Origin of the sequence: Mesorhizobium abyssinicae, assembly GCF_049887195.1 — a bacterium.
Lineage (GTDB): Bacteria > Pseudomonadota > Alphaproteobacteria > Rhizobiales > Rhizobiaceae > Mesorhizobium > Mesorhizobium abyssinicae.
This window is the reverse complement of the sequence record NZ_JARAKC010000015.1, coordinates 72,380-96,783: the sequence shown is the minus strand read 5'-3', so window position 1 is coordinate 96,783 and position 24,404 is coordinate 72,380. Positions and strand designations below refer to the sequence as shown.

Below are 24,404 nucleotides of genomic sequence, written 5' to 3'. Positions count from 1 at the left end.
GGCGGTCGCATGAGTCCCAAGGATGCGACGTGCTTTGATGGAAGAGTTGAAGGTGGTTCATGGCCGAAGTGATTGACGGAAAGAGCGTCGCCGAAGACGTGGTTGGCAAGGTCAAGGCGCTGACCGCGGAACTGGCGGGCAAGGGCGCGACCAAGCCCGGCCTCGCCGTGGTGATCGTCGGCGAGGATCCGGCGAGCCAGGTCTATGTCGCCTCGAAATCGCGCACCGCCAAGGAATGCGGCTTCCACTCGCTGCAGCACACGCTGCCGGCCGAGACCTCGGAGGCCGAATTGCTCAAGATCATCGGTGACCTCAACGCCGACCCGTCGATCCACGGCATCCTGGTGCAGCTGCCGCTGCCGGGCCACATCGATTCCGGCAAGGTCATCCAGACCATCGCGCCGGAGAAGGATGTCGACGGCTTCCACTTCATCAATGTCGGCAAGCTCGGCACCGGCGAGCTGGAGACGGCCTTCGTGCCCTGCACCCCGGCCGGCTCGATGCTGCTGATCGAGCGCGTGCGCGGCAAGGACCTGTCCGGCCTCAACGCCGTCGTCGTTGGCCGCTCCAACATCGTCGGCAAGCCGATGGCCAACCTCCTGCTTGCCGCCAACTGCACCGTCACCATCGCCCACAGCCGCACCAAGGACCTGCCGGCGCTTGCCCGCACCGCCGACATCCTGGTCGCCGCGGTAGGCCGTCCGGAAATGGTCAAGGGCGACTGGGTCAAGCCCGGCGCCACCGTCATCGATGTCGGCGTCAACCGCATCCCGGCGCCCGAGAAGGGCGAGGGCAAGAGCCGCCTCGTCGGCGACGTCGCCTATGCCGAAGCGGCCAAGGCGGCCGGCGCCATCACCCCGGTGCCCGGCGGCGTCGGGCCGATGACCATTGCCATGCTGATGGCGAACACTGTAGCTTCCGCCTACCTTGCGGCCGGGTTGAAGCGGCCGTCCTTCTGACCGGGAAGCAGCCTACTTGCCGAACCATTCCATTCCCATCGAACGGCCGGTCGCGAACGATTCCGTTCAGGGTGGTCGTCAGTTCGGGTTCCTGCTGGTCGACAAGTTCTCGATGTTCTCGCTGGCCGCGGCGATCGACTGCTTTCGCTCGGCCAACCGCTTGCTTGGCCGCGACGTCTATGGCTGGACGACCATCTCGGCGGATGGCGACGCCGTCATGGCCTCCAACGGCCTGCCGCTGAAGATCGATTATTCCGTCGCTGATATGCCGCCGGTCGACATCCTGTTCGTGTCGGTCGGCCTCTCCATCGAATTCCCGGGCAAGAGCAAGGTGCTGGCGGCGCTGCGCAGCTGGGGCAGGCGCGGCAACGCGCTCGGTGCGCTCTCGGTCGGCTCCTATCTGCTTGCCGAGGCCGGCCAGCTCGACGGCTATCGCTGCACCATCCATTGGGAGAACCGCGCCGGCTTCATGGAGCGTTTCCCGGACATCAACTGCACCGGAAATGTCTTCGAGATCGACCGCAAGCGTTACACCTGCGCCGGCGGCACCACCTCGATCGACCTGATGCTGGAGATCGTGCGCACCGATTTCGGCTCCAACCTCGCCAACGGCGTCGCCAACCAGTTCCAGCACGAGCGCATCCGCTCGGCTGGCGACCGCCAGCGCGTCGGGCCGGAGCGCGACCTCACCGGCAAGTCGGAGAAGCTCAGGCGCATCGTCGAGCTGATGGCCGATCACCTCGACGAGCCGCTGTCGGCGGTCCAGCTCGCCAAGTCGGCGGGCCTGTCGGTGCGCCAGGTCGAGCGCCTGTTCCTGCGCCATTTGAGCGTCACGCCGGGGCGTTACTACATGCGGCTCAGGCTGGAGCGGGCGCGCGAACTGCTGCGCCAGACCAACATGCCGATCCTCGACGTGGCGATCGCCACCGGCTTCACCTCGCACTCCTATTTCGCGCAGAGCTACCGGCTGCAGTTCGGCCGCCCGCCGTCGGAAGAGCGCCGCACCACCTACTGAGCGATGAGCCGCCGTCCGTGGTGCCTGTGCGCAAGGCCGCGTGCGGGCTTGTCTCCACAGGCCGGGTCAAATACCTTCGCGCCGCGGACCAGAGGGGTTTCCTAGGAGAGTTTCATGATGCGATTGGCACGGAGCGTCGCCACGGCGATCCTCCTTTTGTCGACGACCACGTTCGGCTTTGCCGCCAACAAGGTCATCATCATTCTCGATGCGTCGGGCTCGATGTGGGCGCAGATCGACGGCAAGCCGAAGCTCGAGATCGCGCGCGAATCGCTGCGCACCGTGCTGCAGTCGGTGCCGGGCGACGACGAGATCGGCTTCATGGCCTACGGTCACCGCCAGAAGGGCAGCTGCGAGGACATCGAGCTGATCGTGCCGCCACAGGCGGGTTCGGCGAGCGCCATTTCGGCCGCCGCCGACAGCATGAAATTCCTCGGCAAGACGCCGCTGACCGCAGCCGTCAAGCAGGCGGCCGAGGCGCTGAAATACACCGAGGACAAGGCAACCGTCGTCCTCATCACCGACGGGCTCGAGACCTGCGGCGGCGACACTTGCGCGCTGGGCAAGGAACTGGAGGCTTCCGGCGTCGACTTCACCGCCGATGTCGTCGGCTTCGGCCTGACCGCCGACGAGGGCAAGCAGATCGCCTGCCTCGCCGAGAACACCGGCGGCAAGTATATCCAGGCCTCGGACGAAAAGGCGCTGCAGGAAGCGCTGGTCGAGACCGTGGCGGCGCCGGCCCCGGCGCCTGCCCCCGAACCTGCCCCGGCTCCGGCGCCCGAGCCCGCCAAGCCGGAATTCAATTTCATGCCGAGCGTCGTCCTGGCCGAAGGCGGCCCGGACATCAGCGACAACAGCAATGCCTGGGAGATCTACAAGGCCAACGCCGACGGCACGCGCGGCGATCAGGTCATGACCGAGTATGGCGAGCTCAAGACCAATCTCGAGCCGGGCAACTATGTCGTCGTCGGTCGCGCCGACGAGGCCAAGGTCGAGCAGAAGCTCAAGGTCGAGGCCGGCCAGGTCTACAAGCCGCTGTTCACGCTGAATGCCGGCACGCTGATCATTCATCCGCACGCCAGCCAGGGCGCCGAGATCAGCGGCGAGGCCCGCGTCGACTTCGCCTATCCGGGCGGCAGCACCACCCATTATGGCGACGCCAAAGCCACGGTGCCGGCGGGCGAGCAGAAGGTGACGGTGCAGATCGGCGCCGGCACGGTGACCGAGACCGTTCAACTGGCCGCCGGGCAGACCGTCGAAAAGGATATCGTCGTCGGCGTCGGCCATGCCGTGCTCAATGCCTACTACACGGCGGGCGGCGACAAGGCGGACAATTCGGGCATCGGCTTCGAGATCGTCAAGGCCAAGAAGAAGATCGACGGCACGCGCGAAAGCGTCGAGCACTCCTACGGGCCGGACAGCAAGTTCTGGCTGCCGCCGGACGACTATGTCGCGATCACCACATTCGACATCGCCGTCGTCGAGCAGCCCTTCAGCATCAAGGCTGGCGACAACCAGGACGTTAAGGTGACGCTCGACGCCGGCGTGCTCGCCATGTCGGCGCCCGGCGCCTATTCCATCGAGGTGCTGTCGTCGAAGAAGGACATCGAAGGCAAGCGCAAGTCGCTCGGCCTGAGCTATGGCGAGAACTGGCAGCAGACCATCCCGGCGGGCGACTATGTCGTCGTGCGCCACGCCTCCGACCAGGGCCAGGACAAGGAGACGCCGGTGACGGTCAAGGCCGGTGAACGGGCCGAGGTTACCGTCCAGTAGGCACTGCGGTCAGCGAACGACGGAAAAGGGCAGCTCTCGGCTGCCCTTTTTCATGGACGAATTGCCGCTCAGGCGTTCCCGAAAGCCGCGGCGCCATGATCGGCGCGGCCGACGAGTTGCCGGAACCCTGCGAACAGCTCGCGGCCGAAGCCGAACTCGTTGCCGATGAGGTCGGCATCCGCAGTGCGCCGCAGCGCGAATTCCGCGCCCGGCACCAGCACTTCCAGCGTGCCGGCATCGGCGTCGAGCCGGATGATGTCGCCGTCATGGATCCTGGCGATCGGGCCGTCCTCGACCGCTTCCGGCGTGACATGGATCGCCGCCGGCACCTTGCCAGACGCGCCCGACATGCGCCCATCGGTCACCAGTGCCACGCGCTGGCCGCGATCCTGCAGGATGCCGAGCACGGTGGTCAGCTTGTGGAGCTCCGGCATGCCGTTGGCTTTCGGCCCCTGGAAGCGGATGACGGCGATGAAATCGCCGGTGAGCGTGCCGGCCTTGAAGGCCTCGTTCAGCCCCTGCTGGCTGTCGAACACTTTTGCGGGCGCCTCAATGACGCGTCGCTCCGGCTTCACGGCGGAAGTCTTGATGACGGCATGGCCGAGATTGCCGCCAAGCACCTTCAGGCCGCCGGTCGGCTGGAATGCCTTGCCGAAAGGCGCCAGCACCTTCTCGTCGCCGCTTTCCAGCGGCGAGGCCTCACGCACCACGCCGCCATCGGCGCCGAGCCTGGCCTCGACCGCATAGGGGCGCAACCCTTCGCCCCACACCGTCTGCACGTCCTCGTGCAATATACCCTCGTCGAGCAGTTCGCGGATCAGGAAGCCGAGCCCGCCGGCGGCGTGGAAATGGTTCACATCGGCAAGCCCGTTCGGATAGACGCGGGCCAGCAGCGGCACCGCTTCCGACAGGTCCGAAATGTCCTGCCAGGTCAGCGCGATCCCGGCGGCGGCGGCCATCGCGATCAGGTGGATCGTGTGGTTGGTCGAGCCGCCGGTCGCATGCAGGCCGACGACGCCGTTGACGATCGAGCGCTCGTCGATCATGCGGCCGACCGGCGTGTAGTCGTTGCCGAGCGCGGTGATCGACAGCGCGCGCCTTGCCGCTTCCCTGGTCAGCGCGTCGCGCAGCGGCGTGCCCGGATTGACGAAGGAGGCGCCCGGCGTGTGCAGGCCCATGATCTCCATCAGCATCTGATTGGAATTGGCGGTGCCGTAGAAGGTGCAGGTGCCCGGCCCGTGATAGGATTTGGACTCCGCCTCGAGCAGCTCGGCCCGTCCCGCCTTGCCCTCGGCGTAGAGCTGGCGGACCTTGGCCTTCTCGTCATTCGGCAGGCCGGTGGTCATCGGTCCTGCCGGCACGAACACCGCCGGCAGATGGCCGAAGGTGAGCGCGGCGATCACCAGTCCCGGCACGATCTTGTCGCAGACGCCGAGGAAGACGGCCGCGTCGAACATGTTGTGCGACAGCCCGATCGCCGCCGCCATGGCGATCACGTCGCGCGAGAACAGCGACAGCTCCATGCCGGGCTGCCCTTGCGTGACGCCGTCGCACATCGCCGGCACTCCGCCGGCCACCTGCGCGATTCCGCCCGCCTCGCGCGCCGCTTCCTTGATCAGCGCCGGATAGGTCTCGAAGGGCTGATGCGCCGACAGCATGTCGTTGTAGGAGGTGATGATGCCGAGGTTGGGCACCCGGTCGCCGCCGAGCGCGATCTTCTCGGAAGGGCTGCAGACGGCAAAGCCATGCGCAAGGTTGCCGCATGACAGCACCGCCCGGTTGGCGCTGCGGCCGGAGGCTTCTGCGATGCGGCCGAGATAGGCCTCGCGGCCGGCCTTCGAGCGTTGGCGGATGCGCTCGGTGATGGCTTCGATGTCGCGTCTGGCGGTCATGGCAACGGTCCTTTCAGGCGGGGCCCCTGAACTTTCCGGCAGCCGGGACCCTCGGTATGGTCAAAATCAGGGCGCCCAGAAAACCTCGACGGTTCTGGGTGCCGCATCGATCACGGCGCGGATGGGCTTTCGCTTTCCCGGCGCCATCGCATCCTCGAAGGCACTGCGTTTTTCCGCGCCCTCGATGTGCAGGGCGATGAAGCCGGCGGCGATGATCCTTGCCATCGACAGCGTCAGCCGGGGCTCGCCGGCGCTTGCCGCGTGCACCGGCAGCACGATCCTTTGCGAGGACGGATCCAGCAGTCGTGGCAGATCGTCGGCGTCGGGAAAGAACGAGGCGGTGTGGCCGTCGCCGCCCATCCCGAGCACGACCGCGTCGAGCGGCCAGGGCAGCGATGTCAGCGCCTCGTTGTCGGACAGCGCTGCATCCTCGATGCTTGCAGCTTCATGGTAGAGCGGCACGAAGCGCGCGGCAGCCGCGGCGTTCTGCAGGAGATTGGCGGCCACCAGCCCGGCATTCGAGCGCGGCGAGGAGGCCGGCACGAAACGCTCGTCGACCAGCGTCACCGTGACCTTGTCCCAGGCGATCGGGGTCTTCGACAGCGCCGCGAAGAACTTCGCCGGCGTCGTGCCGCCGGAAACGGCAAGCAGCGCCGTGCCGCGCTCGCTGATCGCCTTGGTCAGCCGCGCCGCGACATGGCCGGCAAGTGCTACCGCCAGCTGCTCGCGATCGGCGAAGCCATTCCAGTTGTAGGCGCCGCTCAATTGCTCTCGTGCCATGTCCGCCCATCGCGTTCGATCAGCGCGATCGAGGCCGACGGCCCCCATGTGCCGGCCGTGTAGCCTTGCGCCTCCTGCCTGGCGTTTTCCCAGGCGTTCTGGATCGGATCGATCCATTTCCAGGCCGCCTCGACCTCGTCGCGGCGCATGAACAGCGTCTGGTTGCCGCGCACCACGTCCATGATCAGCCGCTCATAGGCGTCCGGTGCGCGTCCGTCGAAGGATTGCGCGAAGCTCATGTCGAGCGGGATCTGGCGCAGCCGCATGCCGCCCGGGCCCGGATCCTTGATCATGATGAACTGCTTGACGCCCTCATCCGGCTGCAGGCGGATCACCAGCTGGTTGGCGAAGATCGGTCCGGCGCTGTCGCCAAAGATCGAGTGCGGGATCGGCTTGAACTCGATGACGATTTCCGAGACGCGGGTCGCCAGCCTTTTGCCGGTCCTGAGGTAGAACGGGACGCCGGCCCAGCGCCAGTTGGCGATCTCGGCCTTGATGGCGACGAAGGTCTCGGTGTTGCTGTCCTTGCCGAGTTCCTCGACATAGCCTTTCACCGGGCCGCCAGCGGAGGCGCCGGCGCGATACTGGCCGCGCACCGTGTGCTTCGGCGCCTCGTTGCCGTTGATGCGCTTCAGCGCCCTGAGCACCTTCAGCTTCTCGTCGCGCACGGCGTCCGCGTCCATCGAGGACGGCGCCTCCATGGCGACGAGGCACAGAAGCTGCAGCATGTGGTTCTGCACCATGTCGCGCAGCGCGCCGGCCTTGTCGTAATAGGTGACGCGGTCCTCGAGGCCGACGGTCTCGGCGACCGTGATCTGCACGTGGTCGACATTGGCCGAGTTCCACAACGGCTCGTAGAGCGCGTTGGCGAAGCGCAGCGCCATCAGGTTCTGCACCGTCTCCTTGCCGAGATAGTGGTCGATGCGGAAGATCTGGCTTTCGTGGAAGTCGTCGCCGACAAGGTCGTTGAGCGCGCGCGCCGAGGCGAGGTCGCGGCCGATCGGCTTCTCCAGCACGATGCGCGAATTCGGCGTGATCAGATTGTGTTCCTTGAGCTTGTGCGAGATGTCGCCGAACAGCGCCGGCGCTACGGCCAGGTAGAAGGCGCGGATGCGGTCGCTGTCGCCGATAGCCTTCTTCAGCTTGTCGAAGCCGGTGCCGGTGGTCGCGTCGGCCGAGACATAGGAGAGCCGGGCGAGGAACGTCTCCAGCTCCTTCGGATCGATGTCGGCGGGCTTCACATGGTCCGAGATCGCCTGCTTGGCGAAGGCCTGGAACTCGGCGTCGGTCATCTTGGAACGCGACGTGCCGATGATCCTGGTCGGCTCGGAAAACTGATGGTCGCGCTGGCGATGATAGAGCGAAGGCAGGAGCTTGCGTTCCGACAGGTCGCCGGTGCCGCCGAAAATGATGAAGTCGAAAGGATCGACGGGGATGATCTGGCTGGTCATGGTCTGTCCGTTTTGACGCCGCGCTCAGGTACGAGGCTGATATATTCTAATCGATTTAAATATTCCAGTGCCATGGTGTCACAGGTGAGAACCGGTCGCTGGTTGTCGATTGGGTTCATGTGTGCCCTTGACACTGACGTAGCCCCGGGGGCTTCTCGGCAAGCGGTGGTTCCGGGGAGCTTTCGCAGGTGCAGCATAGAGCGGGATCGCGGCGAAAGCCAAAGGAGAAATGCCTTGCTTCGGGATGATCTTCAATGAGCGAAAAAGGCACGCGTCTGGAAAACAAGGTCGCCATCATCACCGGCGCCGCATCTGGCTTTGGCGAGGGCATGGCCAGGCGCTTTGCCGAGGAGGGCGCCAGGATTGTCGTCGCCGGCCTCAATGCCAAGCGCGCCGAGCGCGTGGCCGGCGAGATCGGCGACAAAGCGATCTGGACCCAGACCGACGTGTCGCAGCGCTCCGAATTCGACGAGATGGTCTATGCCGCCACGAGCGCCTTCGGCCGCATCGACATCATGGTCAACAATGCCGGCTATACGCACCGCAACGGCGACATGCTCGACGTCGACGAGACGACCTTCGATCTGATCACGGCCGTCAACATGAAGTCGATCTACCACGCGGCGCGCGCGGTGGTGCCGATCATGGAGCGGCAGGGCGGCGGCGTCATCCTTACCACCGCTTCGACCGCCGGCCTGAGGCCGAGGCCCGGCCTCACCTGGTACAATGCCTCGAAAGGCTGGGCGATCACCGCCACCAAGTCGATGGCGGTCGAGCTGGCGCCAAAAAACATCCGCGTCAACTGCCTCTGCCCGGTCGCCGGCGAGACCGGCATGCTGGAGAGGTTCATGGGCGCCGACACGCCGGAAATCCGCGAGAGGTTCCGCGCCTCGATCCCGCTCGGCCGCCTCTCGACGCCGCTCGACATCGCCAATGCAGCACTTTGGCTCGCCTCCGACGAAGCCGCTTTCATCACCGGCGTGGCGCTGGAGGTCGACGGCGGGCGCTGCATCTGAACGGTGGGCCTGAATTGACGAGCCGCCCGGGAACTGCATAAGGCTTCTCGAGGAAGCAGGGTGGCCATGCGATGAATGCCCGATTGCGCAAGATTCGCCGAAGCCTGTGGCACCGCCACAAGATCTACAGGGCCAGGCGCGCTCGTTCAAAGAGCAAGGCGACCTTCATCGGCGTCACCGGCAGTTCCGGCAAGTCGACGGCAGCGGCGTTGCTCGGCCATATTTTGGCCAGCCATGGCCCGGTCTACACGCAGGTTCTCGCCAACGCCATCGATGCGCTGGCCAGCACGCTCTACAAGCGTATGTGGAAATCGGGCAAGGTCGACCACGTCGTGTTCGAGGCAGGCGCCTATGGCGTCGACACCATCAGGCCGATGGCGGAACTGCTCAAGCCGCATGTGGCTGTCGTCACCATGGTCCGCCTCGAACATTTGGCCAGTTTCAGGACCCTTGAGAACGTCGCCCTGGAAAAGCGCGCCCTGGTCGATGCGCTGCCACCGGGCGGTCTTGCCGTGCTCAACGCCGACGATCCGCATGTGCTCGGCATGGCTTCGGGCACCAGGCATCGCGTCGTCACCTTCGGCCGGACGGAAGATGCGGATTATCGTGTCACCGACACGCAGGCCGCCTATCCTGAAACGCTGAGCCTCAAGGTCCGGTGGAGTGGCGGCACGCTCGACCTGAAGACGCTGTTCCCGGCCGAGTATCTATGGCTGCCGACGGCGGCGGCTGTGGCCACCGCGCTGGAGCTCGGCGTGCCGCCCGAAAAAGTCGCGGCGCGCGTCGCGACGTTTCGGCCCTTGGTCAATCGCTGCCAGGTGCTCGTTATCGAGGACGGTCCGCACTTCCTGGTCGACACCGCCAAGGCTCCCTGGCATTCGATCAACCTCGCCATCGACATGGTGGCCAAGGCCAAGGTCGCCTCAAAACGCATCGTTCTCGGCCAGATTTCGGATTATGTGGGTTCGACCAGAAAGTACCGTGACGCCTATAACACCGCGCGCGAGGTCGCTGGCCAGGTGATCTATGTCGGCGACAACGCGCATCGCTCGGGCGCCGGCCAGGCCGACCGCGATGGCGGCCGGTTCGTCGAATTGCGAACGCCCAAGGAAGTCTCCGACCACATCAGGAAAACGGCAGTACCGGGCGAACTGATCCTGCTCAAGAGCTCGTCCAACCTTCACCTCGAGAGGGTCGCGCTCGCCTGGACCCACGATGTCAAATGCTGGGTCCCGGTTTGCGGCAAAAGGTCTGGATGCCAGGGATGCGGCCTGTTCGAAGTGCCCTTCGAGCAACATCGCGCCCACGTCAGAAAGCGCAGGCGGGCCCGGCTATGGCAGTGGCTTCGGCTGACCGGCGGCGATGAGTCTCTCAGGCGCCGGTCTTGATGTAGGTCTTGTAGACCCAGCCGCGCTTGCCGTTATAGACGATCTGGCACCACTTCTTGCAGCTTATGACCTGCACCGAGGTCTTCGCGGGCACGGTGACCATGGCCGCCGCTTTCTGTTTCGGGCCGGCCCGCATGGTGACGGCCCGCAGGATGCGTCCGGTACTGGCCGCGCTGGCTTGTTGAGGCTTTGGCTTGGCATCGTCGCCTGCGGATGCCTGCGCTTCCGGCGCCTGCGGGTCCGGCGCGGGAATGGCGGCGGTCTTGGCGCCGTCGGGATCGTCCTTTGCCGGCGCCGCGCTGGGCGCGGCCACCTTGGACAGCAAGGCGGTGGCGTCTGATTGCGGCGCCGGTTCGGCGAATGCCGTGTCGGTTGGCTTGGCGGTCTCTTCGACCTGTCGGCCTGCCGCCTGATCGGCTGGAGCAGGCGCGGGGTCGTTGGACGCGGTCTTGGTGCCCGGTGCGGTCCAGCGCGGGTCGTTGGACGCCAGCGCCGGTATCTTGGCTTCCTTGGCGGCGACGACGGCCGACACCGCGTCGGCCTTGCGCGCCGCCTGCGGCGCCACTGCGATCGCCGTGGCGTTCGCGCTGACGGGGGCGATCTTGGTTGTCTTGACCGGGATTGTCGGGACGCTTTGCGCCGGGCTGGCAATCGCTTGCCGGTCGCTGGCCGGCAGCGCCAGCCACAACGCAATCCCCGCCACGCCGAGCAGGGCCGCGGTGCCGACAGCGGCAATCACCAGATGCGAATTGGACCGCACGCCCTGCCAGAACGTGGGCCGCCTGTCATAGCCGAACTGCATTGCAAAGTGCCGCCGTTCCGGCGCGCCGAAACTGAAGGGCTCGTTCACTCTAACCACCTCCAATAGGTGGGCCGACGTTCTTTCGATCGGTGCCGGAGGTCCGGCGGTGATCGGCATCGGTCCCAAAAACACAAGCGGGCGGGCCCGCGAAAGTCCCCGTCTTACAGCCCAGAACCCGCATCCTTTGCCGGTGATTGTGGCATCAGTGCGCCCTTGCAATGAATTCTGCACCCTTGTTAAGGATTCCGCAACATCTCGAATTGGCACGAACTGCCGAATGGAATCAGGCAGATAGGCCGGAAGCTCCGTTCCGGCCGGTGCTTCCCTTGCGTCAGATCCTGTCGCGCAGGGCGAACCAGCTGAGCGCCAGGAACAGCAAGGGCGCGCGGAAACGCCGGCCGCCGGGGAAGGGCGGGACCTTCAGATCCTCAATCAGCTTCAGCCGGTCGCGGTTGCCGAGCACGGTCTCGGCATAGAGCTTGCCGAAGAAGTTCGACAGCATGACGCCGTGGCCGGAATAGCCGCCGACCGAGATGACATTGGGCATCACTTCGCGCACGAATGGCTTGCGCGGCACGGTGATGCCGACATAGCCGCCCCAGCCGTGCGTGATCTCGACATCCTTCAACTCCGGATAGAGTTCCGCGATCTGGCGGCGGATATGGATGTGGATGTCCTTCGGATCGTTGACCGCGTAGACCTCGCGCCCGCCGAACAAAAGCCGGCCGTCTTTCGACTTGCGGAAGTAGCGCACGACGAAGCGGGAATCGTCGACCGACTCGCCGCCCGGCAGCACGGTCGAGGCCGATCCGAGCGGCACTGTGGCGCCGATGAAGGAGCCGATCGGCATGATGTGGGCGGCGCTCACCGGCTCGAGCGTGCCGCCATAGGCGTTGACGCCGATCAGGCATTTCTCGGCCGTGATCGTGCCTTTCGGCGTCGTCACCCTCACCTTGCCGCCGCCGGAGACGATGCCGGTCGCCGGCGTCCGCTCGAACAGCTGCGCGCCGGCCCCGGCCGCTGCTTTCGCCGTGCCGATCACCAGCTTCAGCGGGTGGATGTGCCCGGTGCCGGTGTCGCGCGTGCCGCCGAAATAGCGCGTCGAGCCCAGCCGCTCTGCGGCTTCCTTCGCGTCCATGAAGGAAATGTGCGGGTAGCCGAAGCGGCTCGCCATGATCTCGGCATGCGCCTTGTAGTCGTCGACATAGCGCTGCTTGTGCGCCACCGACAGCTGGCCAGGCATGTAGTCGATCTCGATCCTGTTGACGGCGGCAAATTCGAGCAGATGCGCCTTGGCCTCCTCGGCGAGGTCGAACAGCGCCTTGGCGCGGGAAAGGCCGTATTCCGCCTCCATCTCCTCGGCCCAGGCGCGCTGGCCGGTACCGAGCTGGCCGCCATTGCGCCCCGAAGCGCCGTCGCCGAACCGATGCGCCTCGATGAGCACGACATTGCTGCCGGCCTTCGCCAGATGCGCCGCCGCTGACAGGCCGGTGAAGCCGCCGCCGACGATGACGACATCGCATTGGCGGTCGCCGTCGAGAGCGGGGTATTCGGGCCGTGATCCGGCCGTGTCCTCGTACCAGGACCGGCCGGGGGATACTGGGGATTGGTAGGGCATGATTGAGTAGGGGAGTAGGGGAGTAGGGAAGTAGGGAAGTAGGGAAGTAGGGGATAGGGGAGCTAGTCGGCTGAGAGTTTGCGGATCAGAAGGCGAAGAAGCTTCCCGACACTTTCGGTCCCCTCCAACAATGAAACCGTCGTCGGTTTCGACGCGATACCGGTACGCTCGGCAATCAAGATCTGTGTCTCCAATTCCTTTAGTGACCCTTGGGCGATGCGGAGAAATTGCTGATAGGAACCGCGGATCTCTCTGCCGTAACCCTCAGCTATATTCGCCGGTATCGAGCTGGCTGCACGGCGCACCTGGCTGGTCAAACCATAAAGTTCCTCCTTCGGCCAGGATTTCGTTGCGCCATACACTGCCACGGCGAGATCCATCGCTTGCTGCCAAACAATCAGGTCCTTGTAGGAACCTGTTTTCTCATTCATTCGCCCTACTCCCCTACTCCCCTACTCCCCTAAACATTCAGCAACAAATACTCCCGCTCCCACGGGCTGATCACTTCCATGAAGGTCTCGAACTCGGCCCGCTTGATCGCCGCATAGGTCGCGGTGAAGGACTTGCCGAGGATGGAGCCGAGGTCCTCGTCGGCCTCGAACAGGTCGACGGCCTCGAGCAGGCTGCGCGGCAGGTCGATCTCATCGGCGTTCGCGGTGGTCAGCACCGGAGGCTCGGCCTTGACCTTGTTGATCATGCCGATCAACCCGCAGGCGAGTGACGCGGCGAGCGCCAAATAGGGGTTGGCGTCGGAGGACGGGATGCGGTTTTCGACGCGCCGCGCCGCCGGATCCGAGCGCGGCACGCGGAAAGCCGTGGTGCGGTTGTCGTAGCCCCATTTGTTGTTGACCGGCGCCGAGGCCGCCTGCGTTAGCCGCCGGTAGGAATTGACATAGGGCGCGAACATCACCAGCGCGTTCGGCACATGCTTCTGCATGCCGCCGATGAAGTGGAAGAAATCGTCCGTCTCTGAACCGTCCTCGGCCGAGAAGACATTCCTGCCGGTCTTCCTGTCGACGATCGACTGATGGATGTGCATCGCCGAGCCCGGCTGGCCCTGGATCGGCTTGGCCATGAAGGTGGCGTAGATCTCGTGCTTGAGCGCTGCCTCGCGGATGGTGCGCTTGAACATGAACACCTGGTCGGCGAGCTCGATCGGGTCGCCGTGGCGCAAATTGATCTCGAGCTGGCCGGCGCCTTCCTCGTGGATCAGCGTGTCGATCTCCAGGCCCTGTCCTTCGGAGAAGTGGTAGATGTCGTCGATCAATTCGTCGAACTCGTTGACGCCGGCGATCGAATAGCCGGCGCCGCCGCCGATCGGCCGTCCCGAGCGCCCGACGGGCGGCGTCAGCGGATAGTCCGGATCGGGGTTCTTGCGCACCAGGTAGAACTCGATCTCGGGCGCCACCACCGGCTTCAGCCCGCGATCGGCGTAGGCGGCGAGCACGCGCTTCAAGACGTTGCGCGGCGTGAACTCGACCGAGCGGCCGTCCTGGTGGACGAGGTCGCAGATGACAGCCGCCGTCGGGTCCTCTTCCCACGGCACCACGGTCAGCGTCGAAAGGTCGGGCATCAACTTGAGGTCGCCGTCGTCCTCTGGATAGTGGAAGCCGTTGCCGTCCTCCGGATAGCCGCCGGAAATCGTCGTCATGAACACCGCCGAGGGCAGCGCCAGCGAGGTGTTGGAGGTGAATTTCTTCGACGGCATCATCTTGCCGCGAGCAACGCCGGCCTGGTCGGGCGTGATGCATTCGATGTCTTCGATGCCGCGCCATTCGAGCCAGGCGCTGACTTCCTTCCAGTTCTTGACGCCACGTTGGCTTTTCACGAAGGCAGGCGTACGGGCGCGTCCTCCGCGGCTCGACGGACGGACTTCCTTTTTTGCAGGCGGCATCAGTCACCAGATTGGGTTGCGGATGGCGAAGTATAGCCGTGGCCGGCGATGGAAGGGAAGGGGAGCCGCTCGACCGGCCGCCGCTGTTGAAATTCGCGGCGGTGAGCTTAGGTTCGACGCCTCGCGAAATGCGACTACCTTACGCGCCGAACGCAGGACAGCCATGACCAGCCATGAACTGACGACGATCGGCTTCGATGCCGACGACACGCTGTGGCAGAACGAGCAGTTCTTCCGCCTCACGGAAAAGCGCTTCGCAGGGCTGCTTGCCGAGCATGGCGAGGCTGATCATGTTTCGGCAAGGCTGCTCGAGGCCGAGCGGCGCAACCTTGCCGTCTACGGTTTCGGCATCAAGGGCTTCACGCTGTCGATGATCGAAACCGCCATCGAGGTCAGCGGTGGCCGCGTGCCGGGGTCGGTCGTCGCCGAGATCCTTGCCGCCGGACGCGAGATGCTCAGTCATCCGATCGAACCGCTGCCGCATGCGCGCGAGACCGTGGAGAAACTGGCCGGCGCCTATCGTCTCGTGCTCATCACCAAGGGCGACCTTTTCGACCAGGAGCGCAAGCTGGCGCAATCGGGCCTCGGCGATCTGTTCGACGCCGTCGAGATCGTCAGCGACAAGAGCGCGGCCACCTATGCCCGTGTCTTCAGTCGCCACGGCGACGGGCCGGGGAAAAGCATGATGGTCGGCAACTCGCTGAAGTCCGACGTCGTGCCGGCCATCGAGGCCGGCGGCTGGGGCGTCCACGTGCCGCACGAGTTGACCTGGGTGCTCGAGCATGTCGAGGCGCCGACGGCCGCGCCGCGTTTTCGCCAGATCGCCGATCTCGGGCAATTGCCTGCGCTGATCGAAGGCATCGTCACGGCTGGCTGAGCCTGTCGAGATTTGCGGCCGGTCGACCCGAATTTCTGGTCAGCCGTGCACGAGCCCGATCAGCCGGTCGATCACCGGTTGCAGCCTTTCGGGAGTGATCGGCTTGGCGACCACGGCATCGATTACGCTGGATAGGCCGAGGCTCTCCGGTGTGCCAGTCTTGGTTGAAAGCAGGATCACCGAAGGCAATGCCTTGCCCGAGATCCGCCTGAGCGCGTCGATGCCGGAGATCAGCGCATCGCAGTCCTTGTTGTCGGCGCCCCCATCGAGCACGACTGCGCCGGGAATGAGGCCCCGCAGCGCCTTCGCGGCCGTTTCAGGCGATTCGGAAATCGGCTTCAGCCCTGATTTCTCGACGATTTTCGCCACGACGACGCGATTGATCGGGGATCGTCCGATGACCAGCACCTGCGAGAAATCCGTCGCCAGGCCGGCATCCGTGCCGCGAGCCGCCGCATTGGGGTGGTCTGCAGTCCTGGTCTCGCGATCAGTGGGGCTCATGGGCGGGCGGGCACTCGTCTCTGTTTCAATGCAGGGTTGAAACCTGAGGAACAATTGGCGTGAGATTGCCGCCGGTGTCAAGCTGAAATGGCTAACATCTGGAATATAGCAAGAAAACCTAAAATTTAGTGCAAGTTCTATTCCTGGCAGTAGTGGACCGGCCGTGAAAAACGAGTAGTGGATCGGCCGTCAAAAACGAAAGTCGCCCGCGCGTTGCGGCGCGGGCGAGACAAAGTTCGGCCTTTGCGCGGTCGCAGTGCGAATGCGCCGTGGAATTTGCCTAGCTGTGGCTTTGCTGGGTCACGATCACCGGGATCAGCAGATCGCCCCAGTTGCCGTCGCCGCCATGATGTCTGGCCGAACGCACCAGTTCCACCGAGACGCCCGCTTCGACCGCCTTCATCACCGACTGGTTGAGCCTGTGCAGGTCATTGGCCAGCATGCGGATGGTTGCCTGCTGGTCGACGCTCATCGCCGAGGATTGCTCTTCGGCTCTTTCCTTGACGCGGCTAATCGATGCCATTGGTCTTCTCCTTTAAGTTGCCCTTCGGGCGTTTCCTCTGTTGGTCGTCTCTTGCGCCGGCTCACTCTGCAGCCGGCTTGAACTGCGCGTGTTCGGTCGATTCATGCATGGCCGTTGTCGAGGACTGGCCGCCGCTGATCGCCATCGACACCGCATCGAAATAGCCGGTGCCGACCTCGCGTTGGTGCTTGGTCGCGGTGTAGCCATGGACCTCGGCCGCGAATTCGGCTTCCTGCAATTCCGAATAGGCTGCCATCTGCCGCGCCTTGTAGCCACGCGCCAGCTCGAACATGCCGAAGTTGAGCTGGTGGAAACCAGCCAGCGTGATGAACTGGAACTTGTAGCCCATGGCGCCGAGTTCCCGCTGGAACTTGGCGATCGTCGCGTCGTCGAGGTTCTTCTTCCAGTTGAACGACGGCGAGCAGTTGTAGGCCAGCAGCTTGCCCGGATGATGCTTGCGCACGCCCTCGGCGAACTTCCTGGCCTGCGCCAGATCCGGCTTCGAGGTCTCGCACCAGATCAGGTCCGCGTGCGGCGCGTAGGCGATGGCGCGCGCGATGCACGGCTCGATGCCGTTCCTGACCTGGTAGAAGCCTTCGACCGTGCGGCCGGCGTCATAGTCGACGAAGGGCCGGTCGCGCTCGTCGATGTCCGAGGTCAGAAGCTTCGCCGCCTCGGCGTCGGTACGCGCCACGACCAGCGTCGGCGTGCCCATCACGTCGGCCGCGAGACGGGCCGCATTGAGGTTGCGGATATGCGCCGCCGTCGGGATCAGCACCTTGCCGCCGAGATGGCCGCACTTCTTCTCCGACGCCAACTGGTCCTCGTAGTGGACGCCGGCGGCGCCCGCCTCGATGAATGCCTTCATGATTTCGAAGGCATTGAGCGGCCCGCCGAAGCCAGCCTCGGCGTCGGCGACGATCGGCGCGAACCAAGTCTCGACCGAAAGTCCCTTGCCTTCGGAGGTCTCGATCTGGTCGGCGCGCTGCAGCGTGCGATTGATGCGCTTGACCAGTTCCGGCGCCGCGTTGGCTGGGTAGAGCGACTGGTCGGGATACATGGCGGACGCGGTGTTGGCGTCGGCCGCGACCTGCCAGCCCGACAGGTAGATCGCCTTCAGCCCGGCTCTGACCTGCTGCATGGCCTGGTTGCCGGACATCGCGCCGAGCGCGTTGACGAAGTCCTCCTCGTGGATGAGCTTCCACAGCCGGTTGGCTCCCATCTCGGCCAGGCTCTGGCGAATCTGGACCGAGCCGCGCAACCGCTTCACATCCTCCGGCGAATAGGGCCGCTCGATGCCGTCGAAGCGGCCTTCGGGCGCGGATGGGACAAGGTTGTAAAAATCGGTCATTGCATACTCCAGTTCATTCGATGCCGGTTTTTGGAACGTCGCCCATGGGAGCTGTGCGCCGTCGATGTGTGACATCATTTACATCGCACTGCGAAAAGCGCGAGGAAAACCGCAACATTGGCCGGAAAATAAGGGAAAATCAGTGTTGCGTTTGACTGGTGAGCCTTGTAAATTTGTCACGATTGTAAAAGGGCCGAGAAGGTATTTGCGGCCAAATCGTGTAAATTACTGTCAAGGATGGATGGAGTGGCTGACCAGAAGATCTTTGCCGGGCCGCGCATCCGCCGCATCCGCAACGCCAAGGGCCTGACCCAGACGGCGATGGCCGAAGGGCTCGGTATCTCGCCGTCCTATCTCAACCTCATCGAGCGCAACCAGCGGCCGCTGACGGTGCAGCTGATCCTCAAGCTGGCATCGGTCTACAAGATCGATCCGCATGAATTGCAGGGCGAGGCGAAGGGTTCGATATCGGCGCTCAGGGAAGTGTTCGGCGATCCGCTGCTGTCGGGCGAACTGCCGGGCGACCAGGAGCTGATCGAGCTCGCCGAGGCCGCTCCCAATGCTTCCGCCGCGATGGTGAAGCTGTTTCGCGCCTATCGCGAGCAGGCGGAGCGGCTTTCCGACCTCAACGAGCTTCTGGCGCGCGAAGGCCGCGCCACCGCCCTGTCCGGTGCCCGCCTGCCGGTCGACGAGGTGCACGAGATCTTCGAGCGCCGGCCGAACCATTTCACCGCGCTGGAGGAGGAGGCCGAGGCCTTCACGGCGCTGCTCGATCCTGGCGACGACCTGTTCGGCGCGCTGAAGGCCTGGCTGAAGCGTGAATATGGCATCGTCGTCAAGGTGCTGCCGGTCGCCACCATGCCGAACTGGCGCCGTCGCTACGACCGCCACTCGCAGCGCCTGTTCCTGTCCGAACGGCTGTCGCCTTTCGACCAGTTGCGCGAGGTGGCAATGGAAGCCTCGCTGATCCGCATGACGGTCGCGGTCGCCGGCGAGATCCAGGCGCTGAAGCTGACGACAGACGAGGCCCGCCGGCTGGCGCGCTTCGAGCTTGGCCGTTACGCCGCCCACGCGCTGATGATGCCCTATCAGGCGTTTCACGCGGCCGCGCTGCGCTCCCGCTACGACATCGACGTGCTGCGTTCGCGCTTCGGCGTGTCCTTCGAGCAGGCGGCCAACCGCCTGACCATGCTGCAGCGGCCGGGCGCGGCGGGCGTGCCGTTCTTCATGCTGGAGGTCGACAATGCCGGCAACCGCTTCCGCAAGGCCGGCAGCCAGGGCTTTCCGCAGAGCCGCTTCGGCGGCGGCTGCCCGAAGCTCGCCGTCCATGCCGCCTTCACCCAGCCCGGGCAGATCCTGGTGGAAGCGGTGGAAATGCCGGACGGCGCCGAATTCCTCTGCATTGCCCGCACGCTGGAAGGTCCACAGGGCGCCTTCTCGGAGCGGCCGCGCCGCACGGCGCTGCTCATCGGCTGCGATATCGGCTTTCGTGACGAGATCGTCTATGGCGGAGCCCTTCCGGGGACGGCGAGCGGCAAGTCGGGGCAGGGCGTCGCCGTTGCCACGCCGGTGGGACCCGCCTGCCGGCTCTGCGAACGCATCGGTTGCCTGGCGCGCGCCGAGCCGCCGGTGACGCGGCCGCTTGGCCTCGACGAGATGGTGACCGGCCTGAGCGCTTTCGATTTCCAGTGACGTCGACTGTGCTGGTCGGCCCGGAGGCTCGTCCTCCGTTGCAACAGCAAGCCATTGCGGTTTCCCCCCGCAATATTGCCGTCGGCAATATTGATTAAGCATTGGCGTCGCGATATCAAAAAAGAATTGCGCAAGGCTGGGGGGTCGGCGAATGAACAGGACAGTTTTTTGGCTTGGGCTGACGCTTGCCCTTTCAGCCTCATCCGCATTTGCGGAGAAATCCTCGGAATTCTTCAAATCGTACCAACAATACAACGATGCCGGTAAGGCATTCCTCGACAAGATCGAGCCCAGGACCGGAGCGATAGATCTCGCCGAAGGCGTGCACCTCGACCTCAAGGGCAAGTTCTACTTCCTGGACAAGAAGGATTCCGCCTCTGTCCTGACCGAGGCCTGGGGCAATCCGCCAGATGTCGGCACCGGCTCCGTCGGCATGATTTTCCCGGCAAACCACGACCCCATCTCCGAGAACAATTGGGGCATAGAACTGCGCTGGGAAAAGATCGGCTATGTCGATGACAGCGATGCGGCGTCCATCGACTATGCTGAATTGCTGCGCGGCATGCAGGAGGACACTCGGTCGAGCAACGATCAAAGGGTGAAGGACGGATTTCAGCCCGTCACCTTGATCGGCTGGGCCTCGCCGCCGGTCTACGATGCCGTCAACAAGCGCCTGCACTGGGCCAAGGAGCTGCAGTTCGGAACCGATGCCGTCCACACGCTGAACTACGATGTGCGCTTTCTCGGCCGGGAGGGCGTGTTCGTGATGAGCTACATCGCCACGGTCGATCAACTGCCGGAGATCAGGCAAAGCCTGGATGAGGTGCTCGGCATCGCCGCCTTCAGCCCCGGCAAGAAGTATGTCGATTTCAGGCCAGGCTTCGACACCGTCGCCGCCGTCGGCATCGGTGGCCTCATTGCCGGCAAGCTGGCGGCCAAGGCCGGGCTGCTGGCGGTGGCGCTGATCGCGCTGAAGAAGTTCGGCGTGATCCTGCTGGTTCCGCTGGCGGGCCTTTGGCGGCTCATTCGGCGCAACAGAGACGCCTCCTCCTAAAGAGCGATGACCGGTCTCTGCCGACCGAATAGCCGAGCTGCTAGTCGTCAGTGCGCCAAACGGAATGCGTGGCTGGATCACGCCTCGCGGCCGCCGGTGCGTTACGCCAATGCGGCGCGTTCCTGCCGCCCACCGCGCATCGTGCCGCCCTGAAATCGCCGACAGCCGCAACCATGACCGACGCCGCATCGCCAGCTTCGCCAGCCGCCCCGCCGCGCCCGGCCATCTCGCCCGGCGAGGAGCGCATCGGCATGCTGCTGGTGTTCCTGTCGGCGCTGATGTGGAGCTTTGGCGGCACCATCGCCCGTTTCATCGACGTCACCGACAACTGGACGATCGTGTTCTGGCGCTCTCTCTGGGCGGTGGCCTTTCTGCTTTGCTTCATGGCCTGGCGCGACGGCTGGCGGGGCACGCTGAGATTGTTTCGCGACATGGGCCTGCCGGGCCTTGCCGTGGCGGTATGCTTCGCCACCGCGTCGACCTCGTTCATCGTGGCGCTTTCCTACACCACGGTTGCAAACATCCTCTTGATGCAGGCCGGCGTGCCGCTGCTGGCGGCACTGCTTGCCTGGGTGGTGTTTCGCGAGCGGGTGGCGACAGCGACCTGGGTGGCGATCGCCGCCGTCATCACCGGCGTCGCCATCATGGTCTCGGAATCGCTCGATGGCGCGGTGTCTCCCATCGGCGATGGCCTGGCGCTGCTGATCGCCTGCATGTTCTCGATCGCCACCGTGATCACCCGGCGCTTCGCCCATGTGCGCATGACGCCGGCCAACTGCCTCGCCGCGCTGCTCGCCTGCGCCTTTGCCGCATCCCAGGCGTCGCAGTTCGCCGTGTCCAGCCGCGGCATGGCTTTCCTGTTTGCCTTCGGCGTCCTCAATCTTGGCGTCGGCCTTGCCTTCTTCGCCACCGGCGCCCGTCTCGTTCCGGCGGCGATGGCGGCACTGCTTGGCACGTTCGAGCCGATCCTTGGCCCGATCTGGGTCTGGCTCGTGCATTCCGAGGTGCCATCGGCGCGCACCATTGTCGGCGGCGCGGTCGTGGTCGCCGCGCTCCTCGTCCACATCGCTCTCGAGTTCAAGCGCCAGGCGCGGCCCGAGCGGCCGGGCGTCACCGGCGTGCCGTCTCCGAATTGATGAAGCGCAGGCGCCAAAGCGCGCGATGAGCCATTGACAACGTCGCTGCCGGGCGGGCAGGCTAAGAGCACGGCAACAACAAGACAGGCGTATCTTGCCAAGTCTCAATGCCGGTCCGATCGGGACCGGACCACATCGTCGTATCCCTGCCCGCGCCATGGCGAAAGCCTCTGACGACGTCGGCACACCCCCCAGGCCACGGCAACGGCCCAAAGCTTTTTCCGGCTCCGCATCGCACCGCCCCTATGCCGGCTGTTCGCGCTTGTCGCTCCCCGGAAAGCTCAATAATCTGAAGCAAAAGCCCAGCCGCGCGGACACCGTGACGGATTGGCGACGGAACACTCACCAAAGGAGAACAACATGATCCGCAAAGCGCTCTGGCTTTCGGCGACATCTGTATTTCTGGCGCTTTTGACGCCTGCCGGTCACGCCGAGGACCGCGTCGTCAACGTCTTCAACTGGTCCGATTATATCGACCCGACGATCATCGAAGACTTCACCAAGAAGACCGGCATCAAGGTCGTCTATGACACCTTCGATTCCAACGAAATCCTGGAAACCAAACTGCTGGCTGGCGGCAGCGGCTATGACGTCGTCGTGCCGAGCGGCAATTTTCTTGCCCGCCAGATCCAGGCCGGCGTTTTCCAGAAGCTCGACAAATCGAAACTGCCGAACCTCTCCAACATGTGGGACACAGTTTCGGAAAGAACCGCCAAATACGACCCCGGTAACGAGTACTCCATCAACTACATGTGGGGCACGGTGGGCCTCGGCTACAACATCAAGAAGGTGCAGGCAGCGCTTGGCACCGACAAGATCGACAGCTGGGACGTGTTCTTCAATCCGGACAATCTGGCCAAGCTGAAGGATTGCGGCGTTTATGTGCTGGATTCGCCGGCCGACATCATCCCGGCCGCGCTGAAATATCTCGGCCTCGACCCCAACAGCACCTCTCCCGACGAGATCGCCAAGGCCGAGGAAGCGTTGCTGAAGGTGCGGCCTTATATCCGCAAGTTCCATTCATCGGAGTACATCAATGCGCTCGCCAATGGCGACATCTGCCTGGCTGTGGGCTGGTCGGGCGACGTCTTCCAGGCGCGCAACCGCGCCGTCGAGGCCAAGCAGGGCGTCGAGATAGGCTACTCGGTGCCGAAGGAAGGCGCCCAGATGTGGTTCGATCAGATGGCGATCCCCGCCGACGCGCCGCATGTCGCCGAAGCGCATGAGTTCCTCAACTACATGATGACGCCGGAGGTGATCGCGAAGTCGTCGAATGCGGTGCTCTATGCCAACGGCAACAAGGCCTCGCAGCAGTTCGTCGACAAGGCGCTTCTGGACGACCCGGCGGTCTATCCGGACGCGGCGACCCTGGAGAAGCTCTACACCGTCCAGCCCTACGATCCGAAGACCCAGCGGGTTATCACGCGCACCTGGACCAAGATCGTGACCGGCCAGTAGGCAAATCGGCGCGACCCCGGCGGCAGGCCGCCGGGGTCGTGCTCTTTGGGGGCAAGACAAAAGGACGGAGTGGGGAACATGAAATCGCTTGGCAGCATCCGCAGGGACTTCGCGCCATGGAACGACCCGAACGCCAAGCCATATATCCAGTTTGACAATGTCACCAAGAAGTTCGGTGACTTCATCGCCGTCAACAACCTGTCGCTCACCATCTTCGAGCGCGAGTTCTTTGCGCTGCTCGGCGCCTCCGGCTGCGGAAAGTCGACGCTCTTGAGGATGCTCGCCGGTTTCGAGGAGCCGACCGCCGGGCGCATCCTGCTCGATGGCCAGGACCTGCGCGGGATCCCGCCCTATCGGCGGCCGGTCAACATGATGTTCCAGTCCTATGCGCTGTTCCCGCACATGACGGTCGAGAACAACATCGCCTTTGGCCTCAAGCAGGAAGGCATGCCCAAGCCCGACATCGAAAAGCGCGTCGCCGAGATGCTGAAGCTGGTCAAGCTCGAGCAGTTCGCCAAGCGCAAGCCGCACCAATTGTCGGGTGGCCAGCGCCAGCGTGTCGCGCTCGCCCGCTCGGTCGCCAAGCGCCCCAAGGTTCTGCTGCTGGACGAGCCGCTTGGCGCGCTGGACAAGAAGCTGCGCGAGGAAACGCAATTCGAACTGATGGACCTGCAGCAGGAGCTCGGCCTCACCTTCGTCGTCGTCACCCACGACCAGGAAGAGGCGATGACCATGGCCGACCGCATCGCCATCATGGACAAGGGCGAGGTGATGCAGGTCGCGACGCCGGCGGAAGTGTATGAAGCTCCCACCTCCCGCTTCGTGGCGCATTTCGTCGGCAACGTGAACATGTTCGAGGGCAAGGTCGCCGAGCGGGCGGCGAACACGACGCGCATCACCGGGGCGACCGGAGCCCAGATCGTCGTCGAGAATGGCGGCAATACCGCCGCCGGCGCCGACATCGTCTTCGCCATCAGGCCGGAGAAGATCAAGGTTTCGTCGAAGAAGCCGGCCGATGCGGTCAACGCGCTTGAGGGCGAGGTCTATGACGTCGCCTATCTCGGCGACATGACCGTCTATCACATCCGGCTCGACGACGGACAGATGGTGCGCGCGAGCGCCATGAACGCCTCGCGCGTCAGCGAGGATCCGCTGACCTGGAACGATCGCGCCTGGGTCTCCTTCCGGCCCGACGCCGGCGTTGTGCTGGCACGGTAGAGGCGA

At 64.6% G+C, this 24,404-nt stretch carries 21 protein-coding genes; 11 read left to right on the top strand and 10 right to left on the bottom strand.

Annotated elements, in window-relative coordinates; genetic code table 11:
- Positions 1 to 59 precede the first annotated feature (59 nt).
- The 3 genes from folD (at position 60) to PU724_RS25370 (ending at position 3,747) form a co-directional block, all read left to right on the top strand.
- Positions 60 to 959 carry a bifunctional methylenetetrahydrofolate dehydrogenase/methenyltetrahydrofolate cyclohydrolase FolD gene (gene folD, locus PU724_RS25380; protein WP_354424210.1) on the top strand — a complete coding sequence of 300 codons (900 nt, stop codon included), beginning with the start codon at positions 60 to 62 and terminating at the stop codon, positions 957 to 959.
- Positions 960 to 975: 16 nt separating this feature from the next.
- Complete coding sequence (locus PU724_RS25375; protein WP_126056467.1) at positions 976 to 1,974, top strand: GlxA family transcriptional regulator; 999 nt, start codon at positions 976 to 978, stop codon at positions 1,972 to 1,974.
- Positions 1,975 to 2,088: 114 nt separating this feature from the next.
- Positions 2,089 to 3,747, top strand: a complete 1,659-nt coding sequence (locus PU724_RS25370) for a vWA domain-containing protein (protein WP_354424208.1) — start codon at positions 2,089 to 2,091, stop codon at positions 3,745 to 3,747.
- 68 nt (positions 3,748 to 3,815) lie between these two features.
- Here PU724_RS25370 and edd read toward each other — a convergent pair whose 3' ends face one another.
- The 3 genes from edd to zwf form a co-directional block, all read right to left on the bottom strand.
- Entirely contained in the window at positions 3,816 to 5,639 is a 1,824-nt protein-coding gene (edd, locus tag PU724_RS25365; protein ID WP_292101509.1) for a phosphogluconate dehydratase, read from the bottom strand.
- A gap of 66 nt (positions 5,640 to 5,705) precedes the next feature.
- Positions 5,706 to 6,419, bottom strand: coding sequence for a 6-phosphogluconolactonase (gene pgl, locus PU724_RS25360; protein ID WP_127285054.1), 714 nt, complete (start codon positions 6,417 to 6,419; stop codon positions 5,706 to 5,708).
- Positions 6,401 to 7,870, bottom strand: a complete 1,470-nt coding sequence (gene zwf, locus PU724_RS25355) for a glucose-6-phosphate dehydrogenase (protein WP_128273535.1) — start codon at positions 7,868 to 7,870, stop codon at positions 6,401 to 6,403. Before zwf ends, pgl begins: the two co-directional genes overlap by 19 nt.
- 254 nt (positions 7,871 to 8,124) lie before the next feature.
- On the opposite strand from zwf, the gene PU724_RS25350 reads away from it, so the two are divergent.
- Both PU724_RS25350 and PU724_RS25345 read left to right on the top strand, forming a co-directional pair.
- Entirely contained in the window at positions 8,125 to 8,886 is a 762-nt protein-coding gene (locus PU724_RS25350; RefSeq protein ID WP_354424205.1) for an SDR family oxidoreductase, read from the top strand.
- Positions 8,887 to 8,969: 83 nt separating this feature from the next.
- A complete protein-coding gene (locus tag PU724_RS25345; protein WP_354424204.1) occupies positions 8,970 to 10,274 on the top strand; it encodes a Mur ligase family protein in 1,305 nt (434 codons plus the stop codon).
- Here the strand turns inward: PU724_RS25345 and PU724_RS25340 are convergent.
- The 4 genes from PU724_RS25340 to PU724_RS25325 form a co-directional block, all read right to left on the bottom strand.
- On the bottom strand, positions 10,258 to 11,124 hold the full coding sequence (locus PU724_RS25340) for an SH3 domain-containing protein (RefSeq protein WP_354424202.1): 867 nt from the start codon (positions 11,122 to 11,124) through the stop codon (positions 10,258 to 10,260). The genes PU724_RS25345 and PU724_RS25340 overlap by 17 nt on opposite strands.
- Before the next feature lie 283 nt (positions 11,125 to 11,407).
- On the bottom strand, positions 11,408 to 12,694 hold the full coding sequence (locus tag PU724_RS25335) for an NAD(P)/FAD-dependent oxidoreductase (RefSeq protein WP_135860652.1): 1,287 nt from the start codon (positions 12,692 to 12,694) through the stop codon (positions 11,408 to 11,410).
- 62 nt (positions 12,695 to 12,756) lie between these two features.
- Positions 12,757 to 13,125 (bottom strand): four helix bundle protein, encoded by a 369-nt coding sequence (locus PU724_RS25330; protein ID WP_135859171.1) that lies wholly within the window; start codon positions 13,123 to 13,125, stop codon positions 12,757 to 12,759.
- 29 nt (positions 13,126 to 13,154) lie between these two features.
- Positions 13,155 to 14,588, bottom strand: a complete 1,434-nt coding sequence (locus tag PU724_RS25325; RefSeq protein WP_135859174.1) for a glutamine synthetase family protein — start codon at positions 14,586 to 14,588, stop codon at positions 13,155 to 13,157.
- A 163-nt stretch (positions 14,589 to 14,751) separates the two neighbouring features.
- Here PU724_RS25325 and PU724_RS25320 point away from each other — a divergent pair, with 163 nt between their 5' ends.
- Positions 14,752 to 15,465 (top strand): HAD family hydrolase, encoded by a 714-nt coding sequence (locus tag PU724_RS25320; RefSeq protein ID WP_127285061.1) that lies wholly within the window; start codon positions 14,752 to 14,754, stop codon positions 15,463 to 15,465.
- 39 nt (positions 15,466 to 15,504) lie between these two features.
- On the opposite strand, the gene PU724_RS25315 is transcribed toward PU724_RS25320, so the two are convergent.
- From PU724_RS25315 to aceA, 3 genes are all read right to left on the bottom strand, one after another.
- Complete coding sequence (locus PU724_RS25315; RefSeq protein ID WP_354424199.1) at positions 15,505 to 15,966, bottom strand: response regulator; 462 nt, start codon at positions 15,964 to 15,966, stop codon at positions 15,505 to 15,507.
- A 280-nt stretch (positions 15,967 to 16,246) separates the two neighbouring features.
- Positions 16,247 to 16,489: an SMc00767 family acetate metabolism repressor gene (locus tag PU724_RS25310; protein ID WP_127287374.1), complete on the bottom strand. Its 243-nt coding sequence runs from the start codon at positions 16,487 to 16,489 to the stop codon at positions 16,247 to 16,249.
- Positions 16,490 to 16,550: 61 nt separating this feature from the next.
- Entirely contained in the window at positions 16,551 to 17,840 is a 1,290-nt protein-coding gene (aceA, locus tag PU724_RS25305) for an isocitrate lyase (RefSeq protein WP_320321733.1), read from the bottom strand.
- 246 nt (positions 17,841 to 18,086) lie between these two features.
- On the opposite strand from aceA, the gene PU724_RS25300 reads away from it, so the two are divergent.
- The 5 genes from PU724_RS25300 (at position 18,087) to PU724_RS25280 (ending at position 24,398) form a co-directional block, all read left to right on the top strand.
- Positions 18,087 to 19,532: a helix-turn-helix domain-containing protein gene (locus PU724_RS25300; RefSeq protein ID WP_354424197.1), complete on the top strand. Its 1,446-nt coding sequence runs from the start codon at positions 18,087 to 18,089 to the stop codon at positions 19,530 to 19,532.
- A gap of 151 nt (positions 19,533 to 19,683) precedes the next feature.
- Positions 19,684 to 20,586, top strand: a complete 903-nt coding sequence (locus PU724_RS25295) for a DUF2167 domain-containing protein (RefSeq protein WP_127309633.1) — start codon at positions 19,684 to 19,686, stop codon at positions 20,584 to 20,586.
- A 173-nt stretch (positions 20,587 to 20,759) separates the two neighbouring features.
- Positions 20,760 to 21,722 (top strand): DMT family transporter, encoded by a 963-nt coding sequence (locus tag PU724_RS25290; protein WP_354424195.1) that lies wholly within the window; start codon positions 20,760 to 20,762, stop codon positions 21,720 to 21,722.
- Positions 21,723 to 22,082: 360 nt separating this feature from the next.
- Positions 22,083 to 23,180: a polyamine ABC transporter substrate-binding protein gene (locus PU724_RS25285; protein WP_127392522.1), complete on the top strand. Its 1,098-nt coding sequence runs from the start codon at positions 22,083 to 22,085 to the stop codon at positions 23,178 to 23,180.
- A gap of 78 nt (positions 23,181 to 23,258) precedes the next feature.
- Positions 23,259 to 24,398: an ABC transporter ATP-binding protein gene (locus PU724_RS25280; protein ID WP_127392521.1), complete on the top strand. Its 1,140-nt coding sequence runs from the start codon at positions 23,259 to 23,261 to the stop codon at positions 24,396 to 24,398.
- The last annotated feature ends 6 nt before the right edge of the window (positions 24,399 to 24,404 follow it).

What these genes read in the sequence shown, in the direction of transcription:
- PU724_RS25370 (WP_354424208.1), top strand. Translation starts at nt 2,089, where the DNA reads ATGATGCGATTGGCACGGAGCGTCGCCACGGCGATCCTCCTTTTGTCG.
- zwf (WP_128273535.1), bottom strand. Translation starts at nt 7,870, where the DNA reads ATGACCAGCCAGATCATCCCCGTCGATCCTTTCGACTTCATCATTTTC.
- PU724_RS25315 (WP_354424199.1), bottom strand. Translation starts at nt 15,966, where the DNA reads ATGAGCCCCACTGATCGCGAGACCAGGACTGCAGACCACCCCAATGCG.
- PU724_RS25280 (WP_127392521.1), top strand. Translation starts at nt 23,259, where the DNA reads ATGAAATCGCTTGGCAGCATCCGCAGGGACTTCGCGCCATGGAACGAC.
- PU724_RS25320 (WP_127285061.1), top strand. Translation starts at nt 14,752, where the DNA reads ATGACCAGCCATGAACTGACGACGATCGGCTTCGATGCCGACGACACG.
- PU724_RS25285 (WP_127392522.1), top strand. Translation starts at nt 22,083, where the DNA reads ATGATCCGCAAAGCGCTCTGGCTTTCGGCGACATCTGTATTTCTGGCG.
- pgl (WP_127285054.1), bottom strand. Translation starts at nt 6,419, where the DNA reads ATGGCACGAGAGCAATTGAGCGGCGCCTACAACTGGAATGGCTTCGCC.
- PU724_RS25325 (WP_135859174.1), bottom strand. Translation starts at nt 14,588, where the DNA reads ATGCCGCCTGCAAAAAAGGAAGTCCGTCCGTCGAGCCGCGGAGGACGC.
- PU724_RS25290 (WP_354424195.1), top strand. Translation starts at nt 20,760, where the DNA reads ATGACCGACGCCGCATCGCCAGCTTCGCCAGCCGCCCCGCCGCGCCCG.
- edd (WP_292101509.1), bottom strand. Translation starts at nt 5,639, where the DNA reads ATGACCGCCAGACGCGACATCGAAGCCATCACCGAGCGCATCCGCCAA.
- PU724_RS25330 (WP_135859171.1), bottom strand. Translation starts at nt 13,125, where the DNA reads ATGAATGAGAAAACAGGTTCCTACAAGGACCTGATTGTTTGGCAGCAA.
- aceA (WP_320321733.1), bottom strand. Translation starts at nt 17,840, where the DNA reads ATGACCGATTTTTACAACCTTGTCCCATCCGCGCCCGAAGGCCGCTTC.
- PU724_RS25350 (WP_354424205.1), top strand. Translation starts at nt 8,125, where the DNA reads ATGAGCGAAAAAGGCACGCGTCTGGAAAACAAGGTCGCCATCATCACC.
- PU724_RS25310 (WP_127287374.1), bottom strand. Translation starts at nt 16,489, where the DNA reads ATGGCATCGATTAGCCGCGTCAAGGAAAGAGCCGAAGAGCAATCCTCG.
- folD (WP_354424210.1), top strand. Translation starts at nt 60, where the DNA reads ATGGCCGAAGTGATTGACGGAAAGAGCGTCGCCGAAGACGTGGTTGGC.
- PU724_RS25335 (WP_135860652.1), bottom strand. Translation starts at nt 12,694, where the DNA reads ATGCCCTACCAATCCCCAGTATCCCCCGGCCGGTCCTGGTACGAGGAC.
- PU724_RS25295 (WP_127309633.1), top strand. Translation starts at nt 19,684, where the DNA reads ATGAACAGGACAGTTTTTTGGCTTGGGCTGACGCTTGCCCTTTCAGCC.